The organism is Corynebacterium sp. CCM 9203 (genome assembly GCF_041357675.1).
Lineage (GTDB): Bacteria > Actinomycetota > Actinomycetes > Mycobacteriales > Mycobacteriaceae > Corynebacterium.
In genome coordinates, this window is sequence record NZ_JAUERY010000002.1 from 497,894 (window position 1) to 518,062 (window position 20,169).

General features: G+C 62.4%; 22 protein-coding genes, 1 tRNA gene and 1 other RNA gene. 10 read left to right on the forward strand and 14 right to left on the reverse strand.

Features of this window, described 5'->3' with window-relative positions; translation table 11 throughout:
- The first annotated feature begins 256 nt into the window (after positions 1 to 256).
- Positions 257 to 2,098, forward strand: a complete 1,842-nt coding sequence (gene leuA, locus QWU44_RS05605) for a 2-isopropylmalate synthase (protein ID WP_370914701.1) — start codon at positions 257 to 259, stop codon at positions 2,096 to 2,098.
- A gap of 154 nt (positions 2,099 to 2,252) precedes the next feature.
- Here leuA and QWU44_RS05610 read toward each other — a convergent pair whose 3' ends face one another.
- Positions 2,253 to 2,378 (reverse strand): hypothetical protein, encoded by a 126-nt coding sequence (locus QWU44_RS05610; protein WP_370914702.1) that lies wholly within the window; start codon positions 2,376 to 2,378, stop codon positions 2,253 to 2,255.
- Between the two features lie 718 nt (positions 2,379 to 3,096).
- Here QWU44_RS05610 and QWU44_RS05615 point away from each other — a divergent pair.
- Positions 3,097 to 3,648 carry a recombinase family protein gene (locus QWU44_RS05615; RefSeq protein WP_370914703.1) on the forward strand — a complete coding sequence of 184 codons (552 nt, stop codon included), beginning with the start codon at positions 3,097 to 3,099 and terminating at the stop codon, positions 3,646 to 3,648.
- A 127-nt stretch (positions 3,649 to 3,775) separates the two neighbouring features.
- Here the strand turns inward: QWU44_RS05615 and QWU44_RS05620 are convergent, their stop codons facing one another.
- Both QWU44_RS05620 and QWU44_RS05625 read right to left on the reverse strand, forming a co-directional pair.
- Positions 3,776 to 4,123, reverse strand: coding sequence for a hypothetical protein (locus QWU44_RS05620; RefSeq protein ID WP_370914704.1), 348 nt, complete (start codon positions 4,121 to 4,123; stop codon positions 3,776 to 3,778).
- A gap of 20 nt (positions 4,124 to 4,143) precedes the next feature.
- Positions 4,144 to 4,593, reverse strand: a complete 450-nt coding sequence (locus tag QWU44_RS05625) for a hypothetical protein (protein ID WP_370914705.1) — start codon at positions 4,591 to 4,593, stop codon at positions 4,144 to 4,146.
- Between the two features lie 666 nt (positions 4,594 to 5,259).
- On the opposite strand from QWU44_RS05625, the gene QWU44_RS05630 reads away from it, so the two are divergent.
- Complete coding sequence (locus QWU44_RS05630; protein WP_370914706.1) at positions 5,260 to 5,433, forward strand: hypothetical protein; 174 nt, start codon at positions 5,260 to 5,262, stop codon at positions 5,431 to 5,433.
- A gap of 126 nt (positions 5,434 to 5,559) precedes the next feature.
- Here the strand turns inward: QWU44_RS05630 and QWU44_RS05635 are convergent, their stop codons facing one another.
- Complete coding sequence (locus QWU44_RS05635) at positions 5,560 to 6,240, reverse strand: TetR/AcrR family transcriptional regulator (RefSeq protein WP_370914707.1); 681 nt, start codon at positions 6,238 to 6,240, stop codon at positions 5,560 to 5,562.
- Positions 6,241 to 6,295: 55 nt separating this feature from the next.
- Between QWU44_RS05635 and QWU44_RS05640 the strand changes: the two genes are divergently transcribed.
- Genes QWU44_RS05640 through QWU44_RS05650 form a run of 3 tightly spaced genes read left to right on the forward strand, consistent with a single transcriptional unit; the run spans position 6,296 to position 9,465 of the window.
- Positions 6,296 to 7,402 carry a DNA polymerase III subunit epsilon gene (locus tag QWU44_RS05640; protein ID WP_370914916.1) on the forward strand — a complete coding sequence of 369 codons (1,107 nt, stop codon included), beginning with the start codon at positions 6,296 to 6,298 and terminating at the stop codon, positions 7,400 to 7,402.
- Between the two features lie 30 nt (positions 7,403 to 7,432).
- Positions 7,433 to 8,716: a MurT ligase domain-containing protein gene (locus QWU44_RS05645; RefSeq protein ID WP_370914708.1), complete on the forward strand. Its 1,284-nt coding sequence runs from the start codon at positions 7,433 to 7,435 to the stop codon at positions 8,714 to 8,716.
- Positions 8,713 to 9,465, forward strand: coding sequence for a type 1 glutamine amidotransferase (locus tag QWU44_RS05650; protein ID WP_370914709.1), 753 nt, complete (start codon positions 8,713 to 8,715; stop codon positions 9,463 to 9,465). Before QWU44_RS05645 ends, QWU44_RS05650 begins: the two co-directional genes overlap by 4 nt.
- Here the strand turns inward: QWU44_RS05650 and QWU44_RS05655 are convergent.
- The 6 genes from QWU44_RS05655 to ffs form a co-directional block, all read right to left on the reverse strand.
- Positions 9,462 to 10,118, reverse strand: coding sequence for a recombination mediator RecR (locus QWU44_RS05655; protein ID WP_370914710.1), 657 nt, complete (start codon positions 10,116 to 10,118; stop codon positions 9,462 to 9,464). The two genes, QWU44_RS05650 and QWU44_RS05655, sit on opposite strands and share 4 nt — an antisense overlap.
- Positions 10,119 to 10,317: 199 nt before the next feature.
- Complete coding sequence (locus QWU44_RS05660; RefSeq protein WP_370914711.1) at positions 10,318 to 10,647, reverse strand: YbaB/EbfC family nucleoid-associated protein; 330 nt, start codon at positions 10,645 to 10,647, stop codon at positions 10,318 to 10,320.
- Positions 10,648 to 10,760: 113 nt separating this feature from the next.
- A complete protein-coding gene (locus QWU44_RS05665) occupies positions 10,761 to 13,250 on the reverse strand; it encodes a DNA polymerase III subunit gamma and tau (RefSeq protein ID WP_370914712.1) in 2,490 nt (829 codons plus the stop codon).
- A gap of 33 nt (positions 13,251 to 13,283) precedes the next feature.
- Complete coding sequence (locus QWU44_RS05670) at positions 13,284 to 13,946, reverse strand: hypothetical protein (protein ID WP_370914713.1); 663 nt, start codon at positions 13,944 to 13,946, stop codon at positions 13,284 to 13,286.
- Positions 13,947 to 14,003: 57 nt separating this feature from the next.
- On the reverse strand, positions 14,004 to 15,275 hold the full coding sequence (locus tag QWU44_RS05675) for an aminotransferase class I/II-fold pyridoxal phosphate-dependent enzyme (RefSeq protein ID WP_370914714.1): 1,272 nt from the start codon (positions 15,273 to 15,275) through the stop codon (positions 14,004 to 14,006).
- Positions 15,276 to 15,468: 193 nt separating this feature from the next.
- An RNA gene (gene ffs, locus QWU44_RS05680) (signal recognition particle sRNA small type) lies at positions 15,469 to 15,565 on the reverse strand.
- Between the two features lie 115 nt (positions 15,566 to 15,680).
- On the opposite strand from ffs, the gene QWU44_RS05685 reads away from it, so the two are divergent.
- A tRNA-Ser gene (locus QWU44_RS05685) sits at positions 15,681 to 15,768 on the forward strand.
- A 112-nt stretch (positions 15,769 to 15,880) separates the two neighbouring features.
- Here QWU44_RS05685 and QWU44_RS05690 read toward each other — a convergent pair.
- Positions 15,881 to 16,120 (reverse strand): hypothetical protein, encoded by a 240-nt coding sequence (locus tag QWU44_RS05690; RefSeq protein WP_370914715.1) that lies wholly within the window; start codon positions 16,118 to 16,120, stop codon positions 15,881 to 15,883.
- Between the two features lie 7 nt (positions 16,121 to 16,127).
- On the opposite strand from QWU44_RS05690, the gene QWU44_RS05695 reads away from it, so the two are divergent.
- Positions 16,128 to 16,481, forward strand: a complete 354-nt coding sequence (locus tag QWU44_RS05695) for a hypothetical protein (RefSeq protein ID WP_370914716.1) — start codon at positions 16,128 to 16,130, stop codon at positions 16,479 to 16,481.
- Positions 16,482 to 16,507: 26 nt separating this feature from the next.
- Here the strand turns inward: QWU44_RS05695 and QWU44_RS05700 are convergent, their stop codons facing one another.
- Both QWU44_RS05700 and QWU44_RS05705 read right to left on the reverse strand, forming a co-directional pair.
- Complete coding sequence (locus QWU44_RS05700; protein WP_370914717.1) at positions 16,508 to 16,972, reverse strand: hypothetical protein; 465 nt, start codon at positions 16,970 to 16,972, stop codon at positions 16,508 to 16,510.
- Positions 16,972 to 17,574, reverse strand: coding sequence for a hypothetical protein (locus QWU44_RS05705; RefSeq protein WP_370914718.1), 603 nt, complete (start codon positions 17,572 to 17,574; stop codon positions 16,972 to 16,974). Before QWU44_RS05705 ends, QWU44_RS05700 begins: the two co-directional genes overlap by 1 nt.
- A 150-nt stretch (positions 17,575 to 17,724) precedes the next feature.
- Between QWU44_RS05705 and QWU44_RS05710 the strand changes: the two genes are divergently transcribed.
- A complete protein-coding gene (locus QWU44_RS05710; RefSeq protein ID WP_370914719.1) occupies positions 17,725 to 18,093 on the forward strand; it encodes a hypothetical protein in 369 nt (122 codons plus the stop codon).
- 302 nt (positions 18,094 to 18,395) lie between these two features.
- Here QWU44_RS05710 and gluQRS read toward each other — a convergent pair whose 3' ends face one another.
- Positions 18,396 to 19,319, reverse strand: coding sequence for a tRNA glutamyl-Q(34) synthetase GluQRS (gluQRS, locus tag QWU44_RS05715; protein WP_370914720.1), 924 nt, complete (start codon positions 19,317 to 19,319; stop codon positions 18,396 to 18,398).
- Positions 19,320 to 19,394: 75 nt separating this feature from the next.
- On the opposite strand from gluQRS, the gene QWU44_RS05720 reads away from it, so the two are divergent.
- Entirely contained in the window at positions 19,395 to 20,102 is a 708-nt protein-coding gene (locus QWU44_RS05720; protein ID WP_370914721.1) for a queuosine precursor transporter, read from the forward strand.
- Positions 20,103 to 20,169: the final 67 nt, after the last annotated feature.

Below are 20,169 nucleotides of genomic sequence, written 5' to 3' on the forward strand. Positions count from 1 at the left end.
ATGACCGCACGGCGAGGACCCCCACACTCTGAATATGTCGCAATGTCCATATAGTGGAATTGCTCTCCCAAAATCGAGGTTCTGTTGTACCGTATGCCCCATGCAGCGAGCGCTTCTCCTTAGCCGCCGCGGCGGGTGGAACAAGGTCTGACACGACCGGCACCCCGTCGCGGAGTAGAGTTCTGCCGCCGGTCGTGACTTCACCACCACAACCGACCGGCCCTCATATAAGGGTCCAACAAAGGATTGAACTCTCATGGCTCCCTCTGACGCATTCATCTCAGCTCCCGCAACCATCAACACCCCCTCCGGCCCGCGTGCCGAAGATCAGGCCTCCTGGAACATGCAGCGCGGATCCGATATGCCGATCCACCGCTACCAGCCCTTCCACGAGGAAGTGGAGCCGATCAGCCTGCCGGACCGCACCTGGCCTGACCAGCGCATCACCCGCGCCCCGCAGTGGTGTGCGGTGGATCTGCGTGACGGCAACCAGGCACTGATTGACCCGATGAGCCCGGAACGCAAGCGCCGCATGTTCGAACTGCTCGTAGAGATGGGGTTCAAAGAGATCGAGGTCGGTTTTCCCTCCGCATCCCAGACGGATTTCGATTTCGTCCGTGACATCATCGAGAACAACCGCATCCCGGATGACGTGACGATCCAGGTACTGGTGCAGGCCCGCGAGCACCTGATTCGGCGCACGTTCGAGGCGTGCGAGGGCGCGAAGAACGTCATCGTGCACTTCTACAACTCCACCTCCAAGCTGCAGCGCCGCGTAGTGTTCCGCAAGGATAAGGAGCAGATCAAGAAGCTGGCGACGGATGCTGCGGAACTGGTCAAGTCCCTGGCCGCCGACTACCCGGGCACCAACTGGCGGTGGGAGTACTCCCCCGAGTCCTTCTCCGGCACCGAGGTCGCCTACGCCAAGGAGGTGTGCGACGCCGTCGTCGATGTCCTGGAGGGGACCCCGGAGAACCCGGTGATCCTGAACCTGCCCTCCACAGTGGAGATGATCACCCCGAACGTCTACGCCGACTCCATCGAGTGGATGCACCGGAACCTGGCGAAGCGGGATTCGGTTATCCTCTCCCTGCACCCGCACAACGATCGGGGTACGGGTGTCGCAGCAGCCGAGCTGGGCTACATGGCCGGTGCGGACCGCATCGAGGGATGCTTGTTCGGCAACGGTGAGCGCACCGGCAACGTTTGCCTGGTCACCCTGGGTCTGAACATGTTCACCCAGGGCGTCGACCCGCAGATCGACTTCTCGGACATCGACCGGATTCGCCGCACGGTGGAGTACTGCAACCAGCTCCGTGTGCCCGAGCGGCACCCCTACGGTGGCGACCTGGTCTTCACCGCGTTCTCGGGTTCCCACCAGGACGCCATCAACAAGGGCCTGGACGCCATGGCCGCCGGTGTCCGCGCGGGCGCAACACACACCGACGTCTCTCCCGAGGAACTGCGCGGATCAGTCTGGGAGGTGCCGTACCTGCCCATCGACCCGCGTGACGTCGGCCGTACCTACGAGGCTGTGATCCGCGTCAACAGCCAGTCCGGCAAGGGCGGCGTCGCCTACATCATGAAGACCGACCACGGCATCGCACTGCCCCGCCCGATGCAGGTGGAGTTCTCCGCCGCGGTGCAGGCCGTCACCGACGCCGAAGGCGGCGAAGTCAACTCGAAGAGCATGTGGGACATCTTCGCCGGTGAATACCTGGATCAGCGAACCCCGCTGGAACAGGTCTCGGTGCGCGTCGACGCCGCCGAAACCGAAAACGACCAGGCCTCCATCACCGCACACGTCATCCACAATGGTGAGGAGAAGACGGTCACGGGCCACGGCAACGGCCCCGTCGCTGCCTACGCCAACGCCCTCGAAGCACTGGGCATTGATGTTGAGGTGCAGGACTACAGCCAGCACGCCCGCAGTGCCGGTGACGACGCCGAAGCCGCGGCCTACATCTACGCCGATGTCAACGGCACCCGTGTCTGGGGCGTCGGAATCGCGGGCTCCATCACCTACGCATCACTGAAGGCCATCACCTCCGCCGTCAACCGGGCGAACGCAAAAGCCCCCGCATTCACCGGAGCGTAACCGCACCTTACAGAACCAAACGGCGTCACCCACACGCCTCGACTTGACCACGAACGCGGGGATCATCAAGGCCGACTACTTCATACAGCAGACCCAACACCACGTGTTGAGTCTGCTTTTCTTTTTGTACGGGTACTTGGGGTGTGGGGTGAACTCAATCCTCCAACCGCTCTCGCTCACGCTCTTCGAGTGAGACAGTCGCACGCTCCCGGCGGCGCGCGGCTTCATGCTCGGCACGCACCGAGTAGACATGCTCCAACTCGTCAAGGTACTTACCCAACGCTTCACGGATGTAGAACGCACGCGGGCATCCTGTTTTTCCGCCAGTGCATCCAACCGGTTTTTCTCATCATCCGTAAGCCGAAGACTCACAACCCACTCATGTAAACATGTTTACACTTCCCCGGTATCCCCACAAGAATCTCAGTGGGCAGTGCAGGGCAGGCACGCAGCAGGCGAAGGGGCACGGGATCAGACCATTCGCACGCGCACACCTGGCACGCCAGAGGAACGCGCACACCGCATGAAAAAACGCACGCCGCTACGACACTACGAAGCACTTCACGCACAGATAACTGGCACACTTCGAAGCAAAAGTTACCCACTTTTTCCGCCGCAGACGGTCGCCTCCGGCGAGCACAACAAGACCGATCCGTGCCACAAAAAGTCGCGACACCGGACCACCTACGGACACAAAACCGGCCACACTATCGGCAGAACACTAACCCACAAACCGGCAACAAGTAGCGACTCCCCCGCCTTTAACGCGCGCTCCCGTCCTCCGCTTCGCTCCGGTTGGGCCGTGACAATGGTGGAGACACAGCACAGGACAACGCACCGGAACGTGACACAACAGAGAGAAAGAAGCGCCCCTTTTCTTCTTTCACTGGCGTTAAACCCATCGTTTTAGAGCCACTTGTAGACGCGCGTAAACCGGCTACTATTTTACCTGTTGGTCGGTCTGTTAAACCCCGGCCGTTAACCGGTAGGGTCGGGGTGTGAGTGTTTACGGGTATGCGAGGGTATCGACCAGGACGCAGAAAACCGACCGGCAAACAGACGAACTAACAGCCGCTGGTGTCGAGCACATCTACACGGACCACTACACCGGGCGCACGATGCAGCGCCCGAACTTTCAGACATGTCTTGAAGTGCTTAGCGAGGGCGACACCCTTGTGGTGTGCGATCTAGACCGGCTAGGGCGCACCACCGTAGAGATCATTCACACCGCCGAGGAACTTCAACAGCGTGGAGTGCGGTTGAAAATTCTTCGACTCGGGGTGGACACATCAACCAGTGAAGGAAAATTTTTCTACCGGCTAGCCGCCTCCTTTGCCGAACTAGAAGCCGGCCGGCTCAGAGACCGCACCATGCAAGGACTAGAAGCCGCACGCAAACGCGGCCGGATCGGTGGCCGCCCCAAAGCCTTAACCCCCGCCCAGGCCGACCGCGCCCGCGAGCTACACGCAGCCGGGGAATCCCAACGGCGATTGGCTGAACTGTTCGGAGTCAGCCGCACTGCCATCATCACCGCTCTCAACCAGCAGTAGCCCCATAACGAAAAATGGGAAAAGCCCCCAGAACACCCTTGGGGGCTTTTCCCATTTTTCGTTATTGCTCTAGTGCTCGGCAACGGTTCAACTAGGCCATTCCCGCGCAAATACTGGCTGCGACGGTTTACGAACGGCGGTGTTTCCACGCTACGTTTGAAGCTGCCAGCACACTGGCCGCCACACCAATCGAAAAGAACGTGACCATCCCTTTTGCTTGGAGATCCAGCACAGCGGTGACCACGCAACCAATCGCGAAGAGACCACAGATCCCTGCGATGACTACCGGCTCTCCCCGGCCATCACCGTCGGGGAGACGCCACTTCCAGTACTGGTAGGCAAGTACAGCACTCGCCGCCATCGTGGTCGACGCCGAGAAGTACCAATACTCGAAGGACGAGGCACCAGAGCCGCCGCCAAAGTAGGCCAGAGCCAGCGACAATGAACCAATGGTGGCCAGTATTACAGTGGCCACCGCAACAGACCCGGACCGCATCATTCTGGCTCAGGTGCATTCAAGAACGGAGCAAGCTGGGCTGCTGTGATGCCGACGACACCCAGCGCGGCTGCGATCCGTTGACGGTTCTGCCAAATCAGCTTCGCGACTTTCGTAGTCAAAGCGGAAGCGAATGGGATGCCAGCACATCCCATAACAAGGTCCGCTAATTGATAGTAGATTCGATCCGCATCGTAGCCGTCACGGAACACCCACGCGGCATTGAGAACACATCCGACAATCGCTGCAGGGCCAGGAAGTGGGATTCCACGCTCTTCCTCCACAGCATTCCTATTTTCATAAGCCTTACGTATCTCTTCCGGACTCGCATCACCAAGCCAAGTAAGAGCTTCTTCTATAGTGGCCAAATTTGCATCTTCGGAACGGTCCCCGGCCGCCGTCGTATTACCTGCACGGTCAGTCATCAAAACGCCTGCGTTGGCTGGCACGATGAATCCACTTGCGAGAGAGATGGCCGTAATTGCCGCCACCACACAACGTCTCGTCTTCACCGTATGCCGACACGGTCGGACATACCCAAATTGCATCACGATCACGCCTTTCCGGTCGAGAATACTTGTCGTCCCCGGCAGTCGAGAACCTATCGCGTTTGGAAACAGATTTCCAATAGATGCGTGTATAAAATCACCTCCGAACCACCCCCTATTCGGACTATTCTACTACCAAATAGAACTGGCAACGGGGGCTTTCTCGACATCTTGAAAATGGTCCACACTCGACCACTTATCAGGCCAGGGCATGACTGCCAAAATGTCATAGTTGGGCGAACAGTGCTTTTCCATTCGCCACCATCGACCGGTCAGGCCAGACCGGCGTTATTACCCACAGCAGCCGGGAAAGAAGCCGCCGCACCCGCCCACAAAACGGGCTTCACATTGGCGAAATGCCGTCCGCCAGCAATCGCCCCACCTATGCAGGTCAGAGGCTGACTGCCAACTTGTCACAGTGGGACGAACAGGGAAAACAGGATCACCGGAAAACCCGGCTTCAGGCAGCCACACATCACCACAGCTAGAGGGCTGTGCGCCAATCTGACACGGGGGGCTGACTACCGAGTAACCCGCGTCCAGGAGCGCGGCGAGACCAAAGCCGAGATGCTGGAAACCGAACGGCAGCGTGACGAGGAAAGGCACCAGGCCGAGCTGTCGCGGATGCAAGCCACCATCGACACCATCTTGGCCAGTGCCAAAGCCGCCACCCCGGCCAAGAAGACCGCCAGGAAAACCACCCGGCCGGCCGCAGCGAAGAAAACCACCGCAGACAAGTAACCCTCCCTCCCTCCAAAAAGCCCCCAGCAACGCCGCTGGGGGCTTTTCACGTCCCAAAGAAACGCCTCATCCCGGTCACGAACCGGGGTGAGGTGTCGTTCTTCTTGCTGGCACAGATAAACCCGGTTACACCTCCGGTCGCCGATCCTCCAGACCCGCGATGATGAAATCGAGCTTCGAGTCCAGGAATCCCCTCCCGATCCAGGACTCCTGTGGCTTGAACGCATCATCCTCCTGCGCCACCTCGACCAACTTCTCAAACCCTGTCCGGCCGTCCTCCCCCGTTCCTCGCATCGTAGAAATGCTGATGTGCGTGGATATCACCGTGTCCCCGATGAAATCCAGTGCGAACAGAGCCTGGGATTCAGTGAACCCAAATTCATGAAGCGCATCGACGAGCGTCCTGGCGATTCCCTGGATGTGACGAAACGCCCCGGGGAACGTGAACAGAACCTGATCCAGACCCTGATACCGCTCACACACCATCCACGTCGTCTCCGCCCACTGTCTCAGCAGTTCCTGCCACGATCCAGCGGCGGCGTCCGGCCACTCCACTGACGCCGCTCCATGCGCCAGACACGCATCAACGAGATCATCTCTGCTATCGAACACGCGATACACCGCCGACGTCGATACCCCAATCTGCTTCGCCACCTCAGCCAGGGTGAAACGCGCAATACCGATCTCCAACGCAGCATCCACAACATCCTCGACCGAAAAACTGGGCTTCGGGCCCGTCTTACGTCCTACCCGGCGCACCGGGTGGTGGGGAGAACTCATCGGGATCATGCCGTCCAGATTAGTCATGAATCCCCGATACCTGCGCACCGACCTCACCACCATTGAGCCTATGATGGAGGTGATGACAACGACGATGCCCGGCACCACAGACAGCGCGAACGAGCGCTCCGGAGACAACCGGGACCGCGCACAACGCCAGCGCGATCGCGCTGCGGAGATCGCCGCCGCGCCATATGTCGTTGCGGCGATCCAATCCACGGGCATCCACCCCAGCACCGCACGCCTCGTCGCCATCGACCTTGTCACCTACTCACCCACCGGCGATGAGGTCGATTCCTACCACGCAGTCCTCAACCCGGGTACGGATCCCGGCCCTCCCCATCTCCATGGCCTGAGTTTCGCAGAGATCCGTTCCGGACAGCGATTCGACAACGCTCTGCGCTCGGTGACCAGGCTCATCGACGGCCGTACCCTCCTGGTCCACAACGCGCCCCGGGTCTGGGGATTCATCGTCTCCGAATCCCGGCGTGCCATCCGGAGCAACACCAACCGGACGAACCGAGGCCGTCGGGCCCGGGGCCGTAAGCGCAGACCCGGGCATGTGCCCCGACCCGTGGCGATCATCGACACACTCGCGACCGCCCGCAGGCGGTCGGTCCAACTCGATGACACCCGGATCCGAGGTGTCGCCCGTACCCTCGGACTTGATGCGCCGACGCCAGTGGCATCCGTGGAACGAGCGGATATTCGCGAATCCGAACACACCCGCACCGACAACCGGCTCATCGCGCAGCTCTTCTTCGACGCCTACGGTGGCCCAGCGGCCCTCGATGAGCAACGCCCCTTCGCGCGCCTGGACCCCGGCAACCTCCACAGTGACCGCTTCGGTCTGCAACGTAGCCACCTCCGCGTCGATGCCGCCGATGCGGAACGCCGCTTCATCAACCCCGGCCCCTGGCAGCGCGGCACACCGCTGACCGAGGGCATGGAAATTGTCGTCTCCCCGGAGATCGCGGCCGATCCGGACGACATCATCGCTGCAGCGGTCGGCGCGAACCTCAACTACTCTGAGAAGCTGACCCGCGCCACGAGTCTCGTCGTGTGCAACCAGACCACCGACCTGTCCGGGAAGGCGATGCACGCCGCGCGCAAGGGCATCCCACTGATCAGCGATTCCGCTTTCCTTGAAATCGTCGGCGGCGACATCGTACCGGGCACCCGGGAGTGACCAGTAGCATCGGGCGGTAGACTCGGCAGAATGAAACTCAACCTCCCAGCACCCGTGAAGCGGTTGCGCACCACCGTCGCCACCCTCGCGGCGACGGCCGCGACGGCGGCGTCACGGGCCACCGGACGTGGCGCGGGCGGCATGATCGGCGGCCTCGTCGCCGGCGCCATTGATCCCGCGATCATGGAGGGGCTCGGCAAAGGCCGCCCCGTCACCCTGATCACTGGCACCAACGGTAAGTCCACCACCACCCGCATGCTCGTCGCCGCGCTCCGTACCCGGTTCGACGTGGTGACCAATGAGGGCGGCGACAACATGGACGCCGGCATCATCTCCGCGCTGCTCGGCGGGCGCGACGCCAGCCACATCGTCCTTGAATGCGATGAACTGCACGTGCCCGGTGTGACGCGTCGGCTCCGCACCGACTGCCTGGTGCTGCTCAATCTGACCCGCGATCAGCTCGACCGCGTCGGGGAGATCAACTCCATCGAACGCGCGCTGCGGCAGTGCGTCACCGACAATCCGGACATGACCGTCATCGCGAACTGTGATGACGTGCTGATGACGTCTGTCGCCTACGACGCAGCGAACGTCGTGTGGGTCGCTGCCGGTAACGGCTGGCACGGGGACTCGGTCTCCTGTCCCCGCACCGGTGGGCACATCGTCCGAGACGGCGACGACTGGTATGCCGTGAAGCAACTACCCGACGGTCGCGAGTTCCGCCGTCCCACACCGGCGTGGACGATCACCGGCGACGGTCTCACCGGACCAGATGGGGCGACCCATCCCGTGAATCTCACCCTGCCCGGTACTGCGAACCGGGGTAACGCGGCCCAGGCCATCGCCGCCGCCACAGGGCACTACGCTGTCCCCGTGGGGGAAGCGTTGACAGCGGTGGAGGCGGTGGACAACGTCGCCGGACGGTACTCCACCATCCGGTTCGAGGGCCGTGACGTGCACATGCTGCTGGCGAAGAACCCCGCCGGCTGGCAGGAGGCGCTGAGCATGGTCGACCGCACCGCCGACGGGCTCGTCATCGCCGTCAACGGTCAGGTCGCCGACGGTGAGGATCTGTCCTGGATCTGGGATGTCCGTTTCGAGGACTTCGGGGAACTCTCCGTCATCGCCGCTGGTGAACGCGGCACCGATCTGGCGGTCCGGCTCACCTACGCCGACATCGACCACACCCTGGTCAAGAACACCGTCGACGCGATCCGCGCCTGTCCCGAGGGACGCATCGAGGTGCTCGCGAACTACACGGCCTTCCGCGATCTGCGCCGCGCACTGGCCAAACTCACGGAGGACAAGCAATGACCCAGATGACTATCGGCCTCATCCTCCCGGAGGTTCTGGGTACCTACGGTGACGACGGCAACGCCCTGGTCCTCCGCCAGCGTGCCCGCATGCGTGGTATCACGGCAGAGATCCACACCGTATCTCTCGGCACCCCGGTGCCGCAGAGTCTCGACGCCTACTGCCTCGGTGGCGGTGAGGACACGGCCCAGATCCTCGCGGCGGAGCACCTCATCAGCGACGGTGGTCTACGTCGGGCGGCGGACGCCGGGCGGCCAATCCTCGCGATCTGCGCAGGCTTGCAGGTGCTGGGTACCTCCTTCCGGGCGGCGGGCCGCACCGTCGACGGTGTCGGGCTGCTCGACGCCACCACCTCCACACTGGCGCAACGCACCATCGGTGAGGTCGCGTCGATGCCCACCGGCGCAGGTATCAGCGCAGCTCTCGACCAGCCGCTCACCGGCTTCGAGAACCACATGGGTGCCACGATCCTCGGTCCCGATGCCGAACCCCTCGGCACCGTCACCCGGGGTGTCGGTAACTGCGACACCCACGGCGCCACCGGAGCCGACGATCCCGGCGCGCAGACCACCGCAGAAGGGGCCGTCCAGGGCAGCGTCATCGCCACCTACATGCACGGCCCAGCGCTCGCCCGCAACCCGCAACTCGCTGACCTCATCCTCGCCCGGGCACTCGGTACCGAGCTCACGGACCTCGCTCCGCTGGACCTCGACATCGTCGACAAGCTGCGCGCGGAACGACTGCGCTAGAGGGTCAACCGACCGCTGAGCGCCCTGGACAACGTCAGCTCGTCGACGAACTCCAGATCCCCGCCCAGCGGCATGCCCGAGGCCAGTCGGGATACGATCAGGCCCGGGAAGTCCCGCAGCAGGCGTGCCAGATACGACGCCGTCGCTTCCCCTTCCGTGTTCGGATCGGTAGCCAGAATCACCTCGGTGATCTCCGGCGCGTCATCGAACTTCGGTTCCTCCGGCGTCGAATCCGCCAGTTCACGATCCGGCAATACCCCGCCGATGCGCTGCAGCAGTGGGGAGATGTTCAGGTTCTTCGGGCCGATGTTCGCCAGCGGATCCAGTGCGCCCCCGAGCACGTGATAACGACCGTTGTACTCACCGGTCCGTTCGATGACCTGGATATCTTTCGGCTCTTCCACCACGCAGATCAGACCCTTGTCACGGCCTGAATCTGCACAGATCCGGCACACCGACTCCCGCGAGATGTTGCAGCATATCCGGCAGAAGGCCACCCCATCCCGGACCGCCCCCAGCGCATTCTGCAGCCGGGTCACATCCTCCGGTTCGACGGTCAGCAGGTGGAACGCGATGCGCTGCGCCGACTTCGGCCCCACGCCAGGTAGCCTGGACAACTCATCGATGAGGTCCTGGAGTGGTCCTTCAAACACCGGCGCTTCTCTTTCCTGTTCGGGGATGGACTATGCTGACCGACCTGAACAGCAGGCCGAACACCCTGATCAGACTACGGTTCGCCACGGCCCGAGGACAAAGTGCGAAATGACGCGTCCACCCGGCAGCACGGAACCCGCCTCACTCTGCGGGAGCGGTGAGGCGGGTTCCGTGGGAAAATTCGGGCAGAGGGGAGGATCAGCCCATCAGCCCGCCGAGGTCACCACCACTGAAGCCCTGCGAGAGCGGCGCCATCTTGGCTTCGGCGATCTCCGCGACCTTACGGTGCGCGTCCTCGTACGCTCCGACAATCAGATCCTGAAGGGTGTCGATGTCCTCGGGGTCAACGACCTTCGGGTCGATCGTGACGGCAGTGACCTGGCCGTTACCGGTCATGGTGGCCTTCACCAGACCGTTTCCGGCTTCACCGACGACGCTGGAGGCCAAGATCTCCTGCTGGGCGGCTTCAAGTTTGGCCTGCATTTCCTGGGCCTGCTGGAGAATCTGGTTCATGTCGGGCTGAGTCATTGAGTGACCTTCCTGGTGTGGGTTCCATTGGTGTGCGGTACTTCGCACGCTGTCATGACCCCCGGTGAAAACCGGTGGCCGTCTGTGCGCAGTCTACCTTCCGTTGCTCCGGTTCAGAGCTGACGTGCGCCGAGTTCCGCCGAGAGAAGCTCCATCGCGATATCCCGGGATGTACGCCGGTCGAGGGTTCCTGGACCGGATTCCGCTTCCCGTAGCATGTCCTCTTCCTCCTCGTCGATCCCGTGTACCGGGTCCGGGTCAGCAGGTCCGGGTTGCTGCGGCTGGTCATCGGTACGTTCCCGACCCACATCGGGGTGGGAGACCTCCGACGATGAAATGGCCTGTCGCGGCATGGGTGCTTCCCCGACACGCGGAACACCCTCATCATCGGAATACCCGTAAGGGTCATCGGGCATGGGGGCATCGTCATCGAAAGGCTCTGGAGGTAAAGGCACGCCTCCGGTGAAGCTGTGTGTGTCCTCGCTCGCGCCCTCCTCCCGTGGGGTGGGATATTGTTCCCGCTGTTTGGTGACGCGGGTGATGGTGCCCTTCCATGACCGTTCCCCCGGGGAGGTGAGCCGCTCGGGCCGCTCCCCCCCGTCACCGGTGCTCCCGGTGTCTGCCGGGGTCTCGGATGCCGGGCCACCGAGTGGCGCGGGCGCGGCCCAACCGTCGACGGGCGGCTCATCGACAGAGGTCTCCGTGGCGGGGCCTTGGCGCGCCTGCTTCATGTTCTCTGTCTCGGGGCTCGGTTTCGGTGCTATCTCCTGGTGCGGCGTCATCTCCCGGTCTGGCGCAGGTTCCGGTTGAGGCTCCGACTCCGGTTTCGGCGCACTTTGGGCAGGGACCTCCGGCGGAGCCGGGGGCGCGAAGTCAAAAGGGCTGGTCCCCACCTCACAGACAACATCGAAGTCGAGCTGGAGTTCGTTCTTCAGTGCCGCGACGATGGCTCCGTTGTTGGTGGGGGCATTGAGGCGTGCTGCGAGTGCCCCGGTGTTGTGCCCGATGACGAGGGTTGTTCCCCGGACTCCGAGCACCGTGGCTTCGGTGAGCATGATCTCGGCGACTTTGTTGTTCGCTCCAATGGTTCTACGGAGTTGCTCCCAGTTACGCCGAACGAGAGCAGCGGGGTCCTCGGCGGCAGGGACTTCCTCGCGTTTATCGACGCCGCGGGCGGCACTGTCCGTGTTTTCTGCCGGGGGGTGGCCCGGTTCCGGGGTGGGTGTCGGCGCAGGGGTTTCTGTGGGTTTCCGGGTGCGGGAGGAGCCGCGGCGGGCGATGCGTTCCGCGGTTTCACGGGCTCGGCGAACACTCTCCCTGGGTGACCCCGGCGATGGTTGCGTAACCCCACTATCGGCTGAGGTCGAGGCTTCGGACTGCTGTTGACTCTGCTCCTGATTACTGGCGGCGAGTGCCGCCGCCCGGGCGGGGGGCGGCGCGTCGGGAAGCTGACTGAGCCCTTGTTCGATGAGATCGAGTCGCTGGCTCACCCCAGCAACGCTGTCTGTGCCTGCGGGCAGCAGCATGCGGGCACAGAGAATTTCGAGGAGCAGTCGGGGGGCGGTGGCACCACGCATCTCGTCGAGGCCGTCATTGGCCAGTGCCGCCAGCCGAGCGAGCGCGGACCCCCCGAAAGCGGAGGCCTGTTCGGTGATCCCGGCTACCTGGGCGGCGGGCACGTCAACAAGCCCCATCTCAATAGCCCCTGGAACCGCTTGCAGGATCATGAGATCACGCAACCGGTCGAGGAGGTCGGAGGTGAAGCGGCGTGGATCGTGCCCGGCTTCGATGACGTCGGCGACAGTACGGAACATCGTTGCACGGTCCCCCTGCGCGAGGGCGTTGACGGCGGCGTCGATGAGAGAAGAATCCGTGACGCCGAGCAATGGGACAGCCATCTCATAGGTCAGACCGTGGGGGCCCGCCCCCGCGAGAAGCTGATCCATCACCGACAGCGAATCCCGCGGCGAACCACCACCCGCACGGATCACGAGTGGATAGACGGCGTCCTCCACATCAACGCCCTCGGCTCTGCAGGTCCGCTCAAGGAGACTACGCATCGCGGGCGGGGTGAGAAGCCGGAACGGGTAGTGGTGGGTCCGGGAACGGATGGTACCCAGAACCTTCTCGGGTTCCGTGGTGGCGAAAATGAAAACGAGATGTGCCGGGGGTTCCTCAACGATTTTCAGCAGTGCATTGGCCCCCGCAGTGGTGATCATGTGAGCTTCGTCGATGATGAACACCCGGTACCGGGACTCCGCAGGCGCGTACAACGCCCTGTCGCGAAGTTCACGCATGTCATCGACTCCGTTGTGGCTGGCTGCGTCAAGCTCGGTGACGTCGAGATTCCCGGGTCCCCCCGGAGCGAGCGACACACACGAGTTACAGGTGCCACATGGCGTCGACGTAGGCCCCTCGACACAGTTCAGCGAACGCGCCATGATCCTCGCGGAAGACGTCTTACCGCAACCCCGTGGCCCCGAGAAGAGATAGGCGTGGTTGATCCTGCCGGAATCTAACGCCACGCTCAGCGGGTCGGTGACATGCTCCTGGCCGATGACCTCGGAGAACGTTGCGGGACGGTACTTACGATAAAGAGCCACTCCCCCAGCCTACCGGCGTGCGGGCACCTCAGTTCAGCGCCCCAGATCGAGCAGGTTGACGTTCTGCTCCACCATCGCCTGCTGGAGTGCCGGAATGCCGTACGTCCTGGCGTAGGAGAACTCGTCATCGGTAAGCATGATGAGCTGAAGCAACACCGTCAGACGGGCATTCACCGGCCGCGTACCGACCCCCGGATCAGAGCCCACCTCCCCAGCTTTCTCCAGCATGCGGGGTACACCCCGCGCCCAGACGTACGGCACGACGAGGAGCCCGTGACGCACCGTCACATCCGGTTCCGCAATGAGACCCCCGAGAACACCGACACCCGGCAGCAGTTGCCCCGGGGACGCCGGAATCCTACCCATGGCGTCCCGGAGAAGCGACGCTGACGCCGCGACCACACGATCAAGACAGTCATAGGTGTCCGCAGCGACAGCGAAGATCTCACTGCGCACATCGACGGGGCAGGCGTCGAGATCGGTGGGCACCGTCGGCACACTATCAGCAGCGGACTCCGAGATACTGGACGCATCGGTGATCAGCCCGGTGTCGATCCGCCCGAAGTCGAGGGTGGTGGCGAGGCGTTCCCCGGAATCGAGGACACCGGAACCGATGTGGAAATCACCGATCCGGTGCACCTCCAGTGACCCCGGAATGAGATCGTTGATCCAGTAGGTCGTTTCCTTGAGGTCCACCGGGCCCCTCCTTCTCGTCACCGGTCACATGTCGGTGAAACGAGTATAGGGCCAGGATCAGCCCGCGAACTTCTCCGCCGCGGCAAGGAGCACACAGGTGGCAACGCCGTCCATGGCAACCTCAAGTTCCTCAACGGGCGGGAGTGACGGAGCGAGTCGGATATTGCGGTTGTTCGGATCATCGTGGAGCGGGAACGAGGACCCGGCACCGGTCAGCGCAATCCCGGCCTCCTTCGCGAGCTGAACCACGCGGGAAGCGGTGCCGTCGACAACGTCAAGAGAAATGAAGTATCCACCCTCCGGCTTCGTCCAGGTGGCTACACCGTGCGCACCGAGGCGGGTGTCGAGGATGTCGAGGACCTTGGCAAATTTCGGGGCCAGCGATTCGGCGTGCCGACGCATGAGGGCCCGGACCCCCTCGGCGTTGCCGAAATAGCGGGCGTGCGCAAGCTGGTTGACCTTGTTCGGACCGATGCCCCGGACACCCGCGTGAGTGCCGTACCAGGCCAGGTTTTCCTTCGAGGACGCAAAGATCGCAACACCCGCACCCGCGAACGTGATCTTGGAGGTCGATGTCATGAACCAGAAACGGTTCGGGTTACCGGCCTTCTCCGCAAAATCGATGACATTGTGGATGACCGGGAATTCATCGGTGAGGGTGTGCACCGCGTAGGCGTTGTCCCACACGATACGGAAATCCCTGGCGGCGGTCTCCATCTCAGCGAGTTCACGACAAACCTTCTCCGAGAAGGTGACACCGGTCGGGTTACCGAACACCGGAACGGTCCACATACCCTTGACTGACGGATCCTTGACCAGATCACGGACGACATCCATGTCCGGGCCCTCATCCGTCATCGGAACAGTAACCATCTCGAAGCCGAGATGCTCCGTGATGGTGAAATGACGGTCATAGCCCGGGACCGGACAGATCCACCGAACCTTATCGAGCTCACGCCAGGGCACTTCCGAATCATTATTTCCCCAAACGTAGGACGCGAGAATCAGATCGAACATGATATTCAGGGAGGACGCGTCACCAGCCCAGATCTGGTCCACCGGGATCCCCAGCAGATCAGAGTAGATCGCGCGAATATCAACGATGCCTGTCAACCCACCGTAATTGCGGACATCAATGCCATCAGCCGTGACGTGCTCACCGGTGCCCGGCTGTCTGAGGAGTTCCTCGGAAAAATCAAGCTGCTCCGCCGACGGCTTGCCGCGCGTCAAATCCAACTTCAGGTTCCGGGCCTTAAGTTCGTCATATTTCGCCGAGATCTCCCCGGTGAAATCGGCGAGTTCCTTCGCATCGAGATCCTGCAACGGCATAGGTGCCACCTTCCACGGTGAATGGGTGCAAAACAGTCCTGGACACCCGCCCGGGAATCAGCCCCGGCAGCAGACGGTGTCTTTCGCAATCCACTGTAGCCGCCGACGGGCACCACGGCTGGAGCACGCCCCCAGAAAGAAGCGGACACGCAAAAGGTGCACCGCCAACTACTGCCGGTGCACCTCCGAGAAAAATAAGGGGACCCCGCGCACCCGTCAGAGCTCGCTGACCCTTGCTGCATTCCTGCCCTGGGGGAGTTCACAAGATGTACGCCGCACGGGGTCCTGATGACAGGGTAACCCACAATGCACCAAAGCCCCAAGCCGATAGCCGGTTTGGCCCAGAGAGCAGGTTTAGGTATAGTACACCGCAGACATGACGGGGAAACCTGCCGTGGCTTTTCTGGAGGATTCGACTAGCGGCCTATGTCGCACGCCTGGAACGCGTGTTGGGAGCAATCCCTCAGGGGTTCAAATCCCCTATCCTCCGCCACAAAAACCGTGGCCCGGAAATTTTTCCGGGCCACGGTTTTTTGCGTTCCTCACCACGATTCCCCAGCGGAAAACCGCTGGTTGCGCCGGTCCTGCTCGACACCGTCACGAACTCAAAACTGGGCGATGCGGGCATTCTCCTGGGCCTGATCACGCCCGTCGTCGCCGTCGTGTTCATCCGCGTGATGTACTGGAAAACCCCAGCCAACAGCATCCAGTTGACGGAGAAACAGCTCTCTGAGCTCTACACCGAACTCGGCACATGGATGGACTTCAACCAACCGAGTGTCCACAAACCACCGAAGCTCTACCTGCACAACCTCAAACGGCACAATAAACGCCTTCACCAGCAAGTACAGAATGCGTACCTACATTGTGCTGCACTCCGACATCTTCGATCTCGCGTACAGTCACGGGAACTTCGGTGGCCTCCGTTTCAGCATGGCCCACGAACTCGGCCATGCGAAGTGCGGGCACATCTCACTGTGGCGTCTCATTTACGCACCCGTCATGACTCTGCTGTTCCTCAGCAAATCAACGACCCGCACACAGGAGTACACCGATGAGTACTTCCGCACAGTCGACGCACACGAGGGCAGCATCTGGCTGCGCTTCGCCAACTTCAGAGCCGATCACGCCGTCGGATTCCGCCTCATGAGAGCCCTCCACCGAAACACCACCGAGGGGCTGGAACGTACACGAAAGATGCTCTGATCCGCCTGGAAGTGCCGCCGTCCGGATCAGTCCTCCGACAACCAGGCCGCGAGCTCATCAGCCGCGCGCCTGGCCTGGTGGATAGCCATCCCGAGCTGCGTGTCCTCCGCGGACACACAGAGCAGTAGATTTCCCACCGGTTCGTAGACGATACTCACCACGATGAGGATCTCCCCGGGCATCGTCACCGCGACCACGGTTTCACCCCCAACGGCACCGGGATGCCCCATCAGCTCCACCTGAGCTCCAGTGACACCGAACATCGAGGAGTTCAGTGCCGACAGTCGCGCCGCATCCTCCGGTCCACTCATGCCGAGGGAACACACATGGATACCGTCACCGGTGCCGAGCACGACCGCTCGTATTCCGGTGACCTCCTCCCGAATCGTGGAGAGATAGGGCAAGGCCGCCCGCGCGATCTCATTCGCACCGAGTTCCCGCCCCCGGATTCGGCGGTGCTGCGCGCCACCAGCATGACCACGTGCACTCATCAGTATCCCCCCGTCAGTCGGATGGCCGCCGTCACGAGCCGGACCATGTCGTCCATATTCCGGGGATCGGCTTCGACAACCTGAATCGAGTCATAGCCCAACCCATTGAGTGAGGCCCGAGCCCGTTCCAGAGCACCGGGCACCGTGAAATTTAAAGCAACCATCATCCGGGCCGCCACATCCGGTCCTCCCGCGGCGGCAATCCAGTATTCAAGTTCATCGTCTAGGTTTCCCCGGTCACCAAACAACCAAACCACAACCCCCGCATCGGGATTATTCAATGCGGCCCGACTGTGACTGAAGCGGTCCTGCCCGGCGGTCCCGAACAACCCGACGAGGGTTCCGTCACCTCGCTCCCAGATCCCGTAGTCGATACCTACCGTGGTGGTTTGTTTGGCGGTGTCCCCGAATTCTGCAGCATCATCGACCATCAGGACTTCAGTGGTCACAGGCGCAGCAGTCGACAACGTCGTGACAGCGGTCGTTTTCCCGACACCAGGCGGACCGACAAAAACAACTTCCGAATCCGAGGGAGAACCAATGATCGCATCGATCGGCAACGCGGGTTCCGATTCCTCGGATCTCATATGGGAATGATTCACGGGGGCTCCTGAAAAGACGGTACTCTACAGCCTCAGTCATGCTTCTCCAGGTGTTTCGGTGTTCACCTAGGGCACCACACCGATACTCACGAGAATTAGTAGCACAATACGCTACGCTCAGAGCATCCACCCCCTTTCGAAAGGATCACCATGTCCCGTCAGGAAGACCTGAACAACCTCATCGCCAACATCTCCAGTGATCTGGATGGTTTCATCGGCGCTTCCATCGTCGACCTCGATACAGGCATGTCCCTCGCGAGCGCCTCCAAGATGGCAAACTTCGACCTCGATGTCGCCTCCGCCTACAACAGCGAAATGGTCAAGGCCAAGTACAAGACAATCAAGGCCCTGGGGCTCAAAAGTGGTCTCGAGGACATGCTGCTCACTCTCGACGATCAGCTACACCTGATCCGCATGCTCGACGACCAGTCCTTCATCTACGTAGCCGTCGACCGGGAATCCTCCAACCTCGCGCTCCTGCGCACCTCCGTCAAACGGCGGGTCGCCGAGATCGCTTGAAGTACCCTCGGGATCCGCGGGAGGCTCACACCCGAGACCCAAAACTCCCCGGCCCCCAAGACACTTCCTGAAGCGTCGTCCTCCACACGCCAGGAAGCAGAACCGGCAGATGACACCGCAACGGCCAGCCTGCCGGTCGTCATCGCGAATCCGGCCCCCACCGAGCAGAAGACGGAAACACCCCGCGCCATCGTGTACCGAATCTGGCGACGTTTCCTCGGGCATTAAAAGAGAGACACCTCTGTGGTGTCTCTCTTTTTGCTCACATCAGGGGCACCTCGCCACACATACACCCGTGCCACTCAGCCGGAAGTAGCCCACACCACATCATCATCGGGGAGCAGCGCCGGATCGAAACTCTCCAGCAGCTCAGCCATGTCCGATACCCCGGGAACCCCCACGGAATCCGCTATCCGTCCCCGAATCCACTCGATCGACTCATGTTCGAGCATCTGCCGCAACGTCACCGCCCCATCTCGCTTCGCCAGACGCTTTCCCCCCGGCCCGAGCACCAACGGCACGTGCACGTACCCCACCTCCGAATAACCGAGCAGGTGTGCCAGGTACGCCTGGCGGGGCGCCGACGACAACAGATCCCGCCCCCGCACAACCTGATCCACCCCCTGCGCCGCATCATCGACCGTCACCGCAAGGTTGTACGCCCAGTCCGGGCACTGCCCACCACGGCGCAGCACCAGATCATCGACCTCCCCGGTGTACTCCCCGGCGTAGAGGTCATGGACTGTCCACTCCCCCACCCCGGAACGCAGCCGGAGCGCCGGAACCCGATTATCGGCGGCGAGTGCCGCCCGCCGTCGCTCCCGCGTCGCATCATCCAGATCACGGCACGTCCCCGGATAACAGCCCGGGAGCACATGCGGTGCACCGGATGCCTCCCGAATCTCCCGGCGCGAGCAATAGCATTCATAAACCAGCCCACGGGCACGCAGTTCGTCCACCGCAGCCGCGTACGCCGGATACCGGTCCTGCTGCACCCACACCTCACCATCAAAGTCGAGCCCCAGCAGAGTCAGATCCTCGATCTGCCGCCCCGCGGACTCCGCCGAGGACCGCTGCGTATCGATGTCCTCCACCCGCAGCAGAAAACGCCGCCCCGACCGCCGAGCAAACAGCCAGGCGAGCACCGCTGTCCGCAGATTGCCGAAGTGCAGGTCACCACTGGGTGAGGGCGCGTAACGACCGGCGCCGGGCGAAGAAACGGACATGGGCCCATGCTAACGGTGCCAAAGAGTCGGGCGTCGATAAGCAGCCACGCGCCCCCGTGTGGCACGATGTTCGCCATGACAAAAGCCATGAACTCCCTGCCTGGGCAGGGCGCTGCCGACACGTCCGCAGCGTCCGCAAACGCCCGCTTCATCCCCGTCCAGCGCTCCTACTACCCCGTGCTGCTCGCCCTGTTCGTCTCCGTGTTCGTGATCTCGAACATCACCGCCACCAAAGGCGTGACACTCGGCCCCATCATCACCGACGGCGCCTTCTTCCTCTTCCCCCTCGCCTACATCATCGGTGACGTCCTCGCCGAATGCTACGGTTTCCGCGCCACCCGGCGCGCCATCTGGACCGGCTTCGCCGTGATGCTCCTCGCCGTCGCCGCCTTCACCATTGCCATCGCGCTCCCAGCCGCCGACTTCTACGACGGCCAGGACTCATTCGCCAGCGTCCTCGGCGTGGTCCCCCGCATCGTCATCGCCTCGCTCGTCGGCTACCTGGCCGGGCAACTACTCAACTCTTACGTGCTCGTCGCCATCAAGAAACGCACCGGCGAGAAAACCCTCTGGGCCCGTCTCATCGGATCCACCATCGTCGGCGAGTTCGGTGACACCCTGCTGTTCTGTCTCATCGCCGCCCCCGTCATCGGAATCACCACCATCGGCGACACCATCAACTACACGCTCGTCGGATTCCTCTGGAAAACAGGCATCGAGGTCATCATGATGCCGCTAACCTACGCCGCGATCGCCTGGGTGAAGAAACGCGAGAACTACTGACCCCGCCTCCCGCGGGACTGTCACCGACGACGGCCCCAGCCCGGCCGGGGCCAGCCGACACCAGTAC

Bases quoted from the DNA above. Each gene is read 5' to 3' on its own strand.
- QWU44_RS05720 (WP_370914721.1), top strand. From the start codon at position 19,395: ATGACAAAAGCCATGAACTCCCTGCCTGGGCAGGGCGCTGCCGACACG.
- QWU44_RS05695 (WP_370914716.1), top strand. From the start codon at position 16,128: ATGCGTACCTACATTGTGCTGCACTCCGACATCTTCGATCTCGCGTAC.
- QWU44_RS05650 (WP_370914709.1), top strand. From the start codon at position 8,713: ATGACCCAGATGACTATCGGCCTCATCCTCCCGGAGGTTCTGGGTACC.
- QWU44_RS05675 (WP_370914714.1), bottom strand. From the start codon at position 15,275: ATGCCGTTGCAGGATCTCGATGCGAAGGAACTCGCCGATTTCACCGGG.
- QWU44_RS05710 (WP_370914719.1), top strand. From the start codon at position 17,725: ATGTCCCGTCAGGAAGACCTGAACAACCTCATCGCCAACATCTCCAGT.
- QWU44_RS05640 (WP_370914916.1), top strand. From the start codon at position 6,296: ATGACAACGACGATGCCCGGCACCACAGACAGCGCGAACGAGCGCTCC.
- QWU44_RS05700 (WP_370914717.1), bottom strand. From the start codon at position 16,972: ATGAGTGCACGTGGTCATGCTGGTGGCGCGCAGCACCGCCGAATCCGG.
- QWU44_RS05645 (WP_370914708.1), top strand. From the start codon at position 7,433: ATGAAACTCAACCTCCCAGCACCCGTGAAGCGGTTGCGCACCACCGTC.
- QWU44_RS05660 (WP_370914711.1), bottom strand. From the start codon at position 10,647: ATGACTCAGCCCGACATGAACCAGATTCTCCAGCAGGCCCAGGAAATG.
- leuA (WP_370914701.1), top strand. From the start codon at position 257: ATGGCTCCCTCTGACGCATTCATCTCAGCTCCCGCAACCATCAACACC.
- gluQRS (WP_370914720.1), bottom strand. From the start codon at position 19,319: ATGTCCGTTTCTTCGCCCGGCGCCGGTCGTTACGCGCCCTCACCCAGT.
- QWU44_RS05630 (WP_370914706.1), top strand. From the start codon at position 5,260: ATGCTGGAAACCGAACGGCAGCGTGACGAGGAAAGGCACCAGGCCGAG.
- QWU44_RS05635 (WP_370914707.1), bottom strand. From the start codon at position 6,240: ATGACTAATCTGGACGGCATGATCCCGATGAGTTCTCCCCACCACCCG.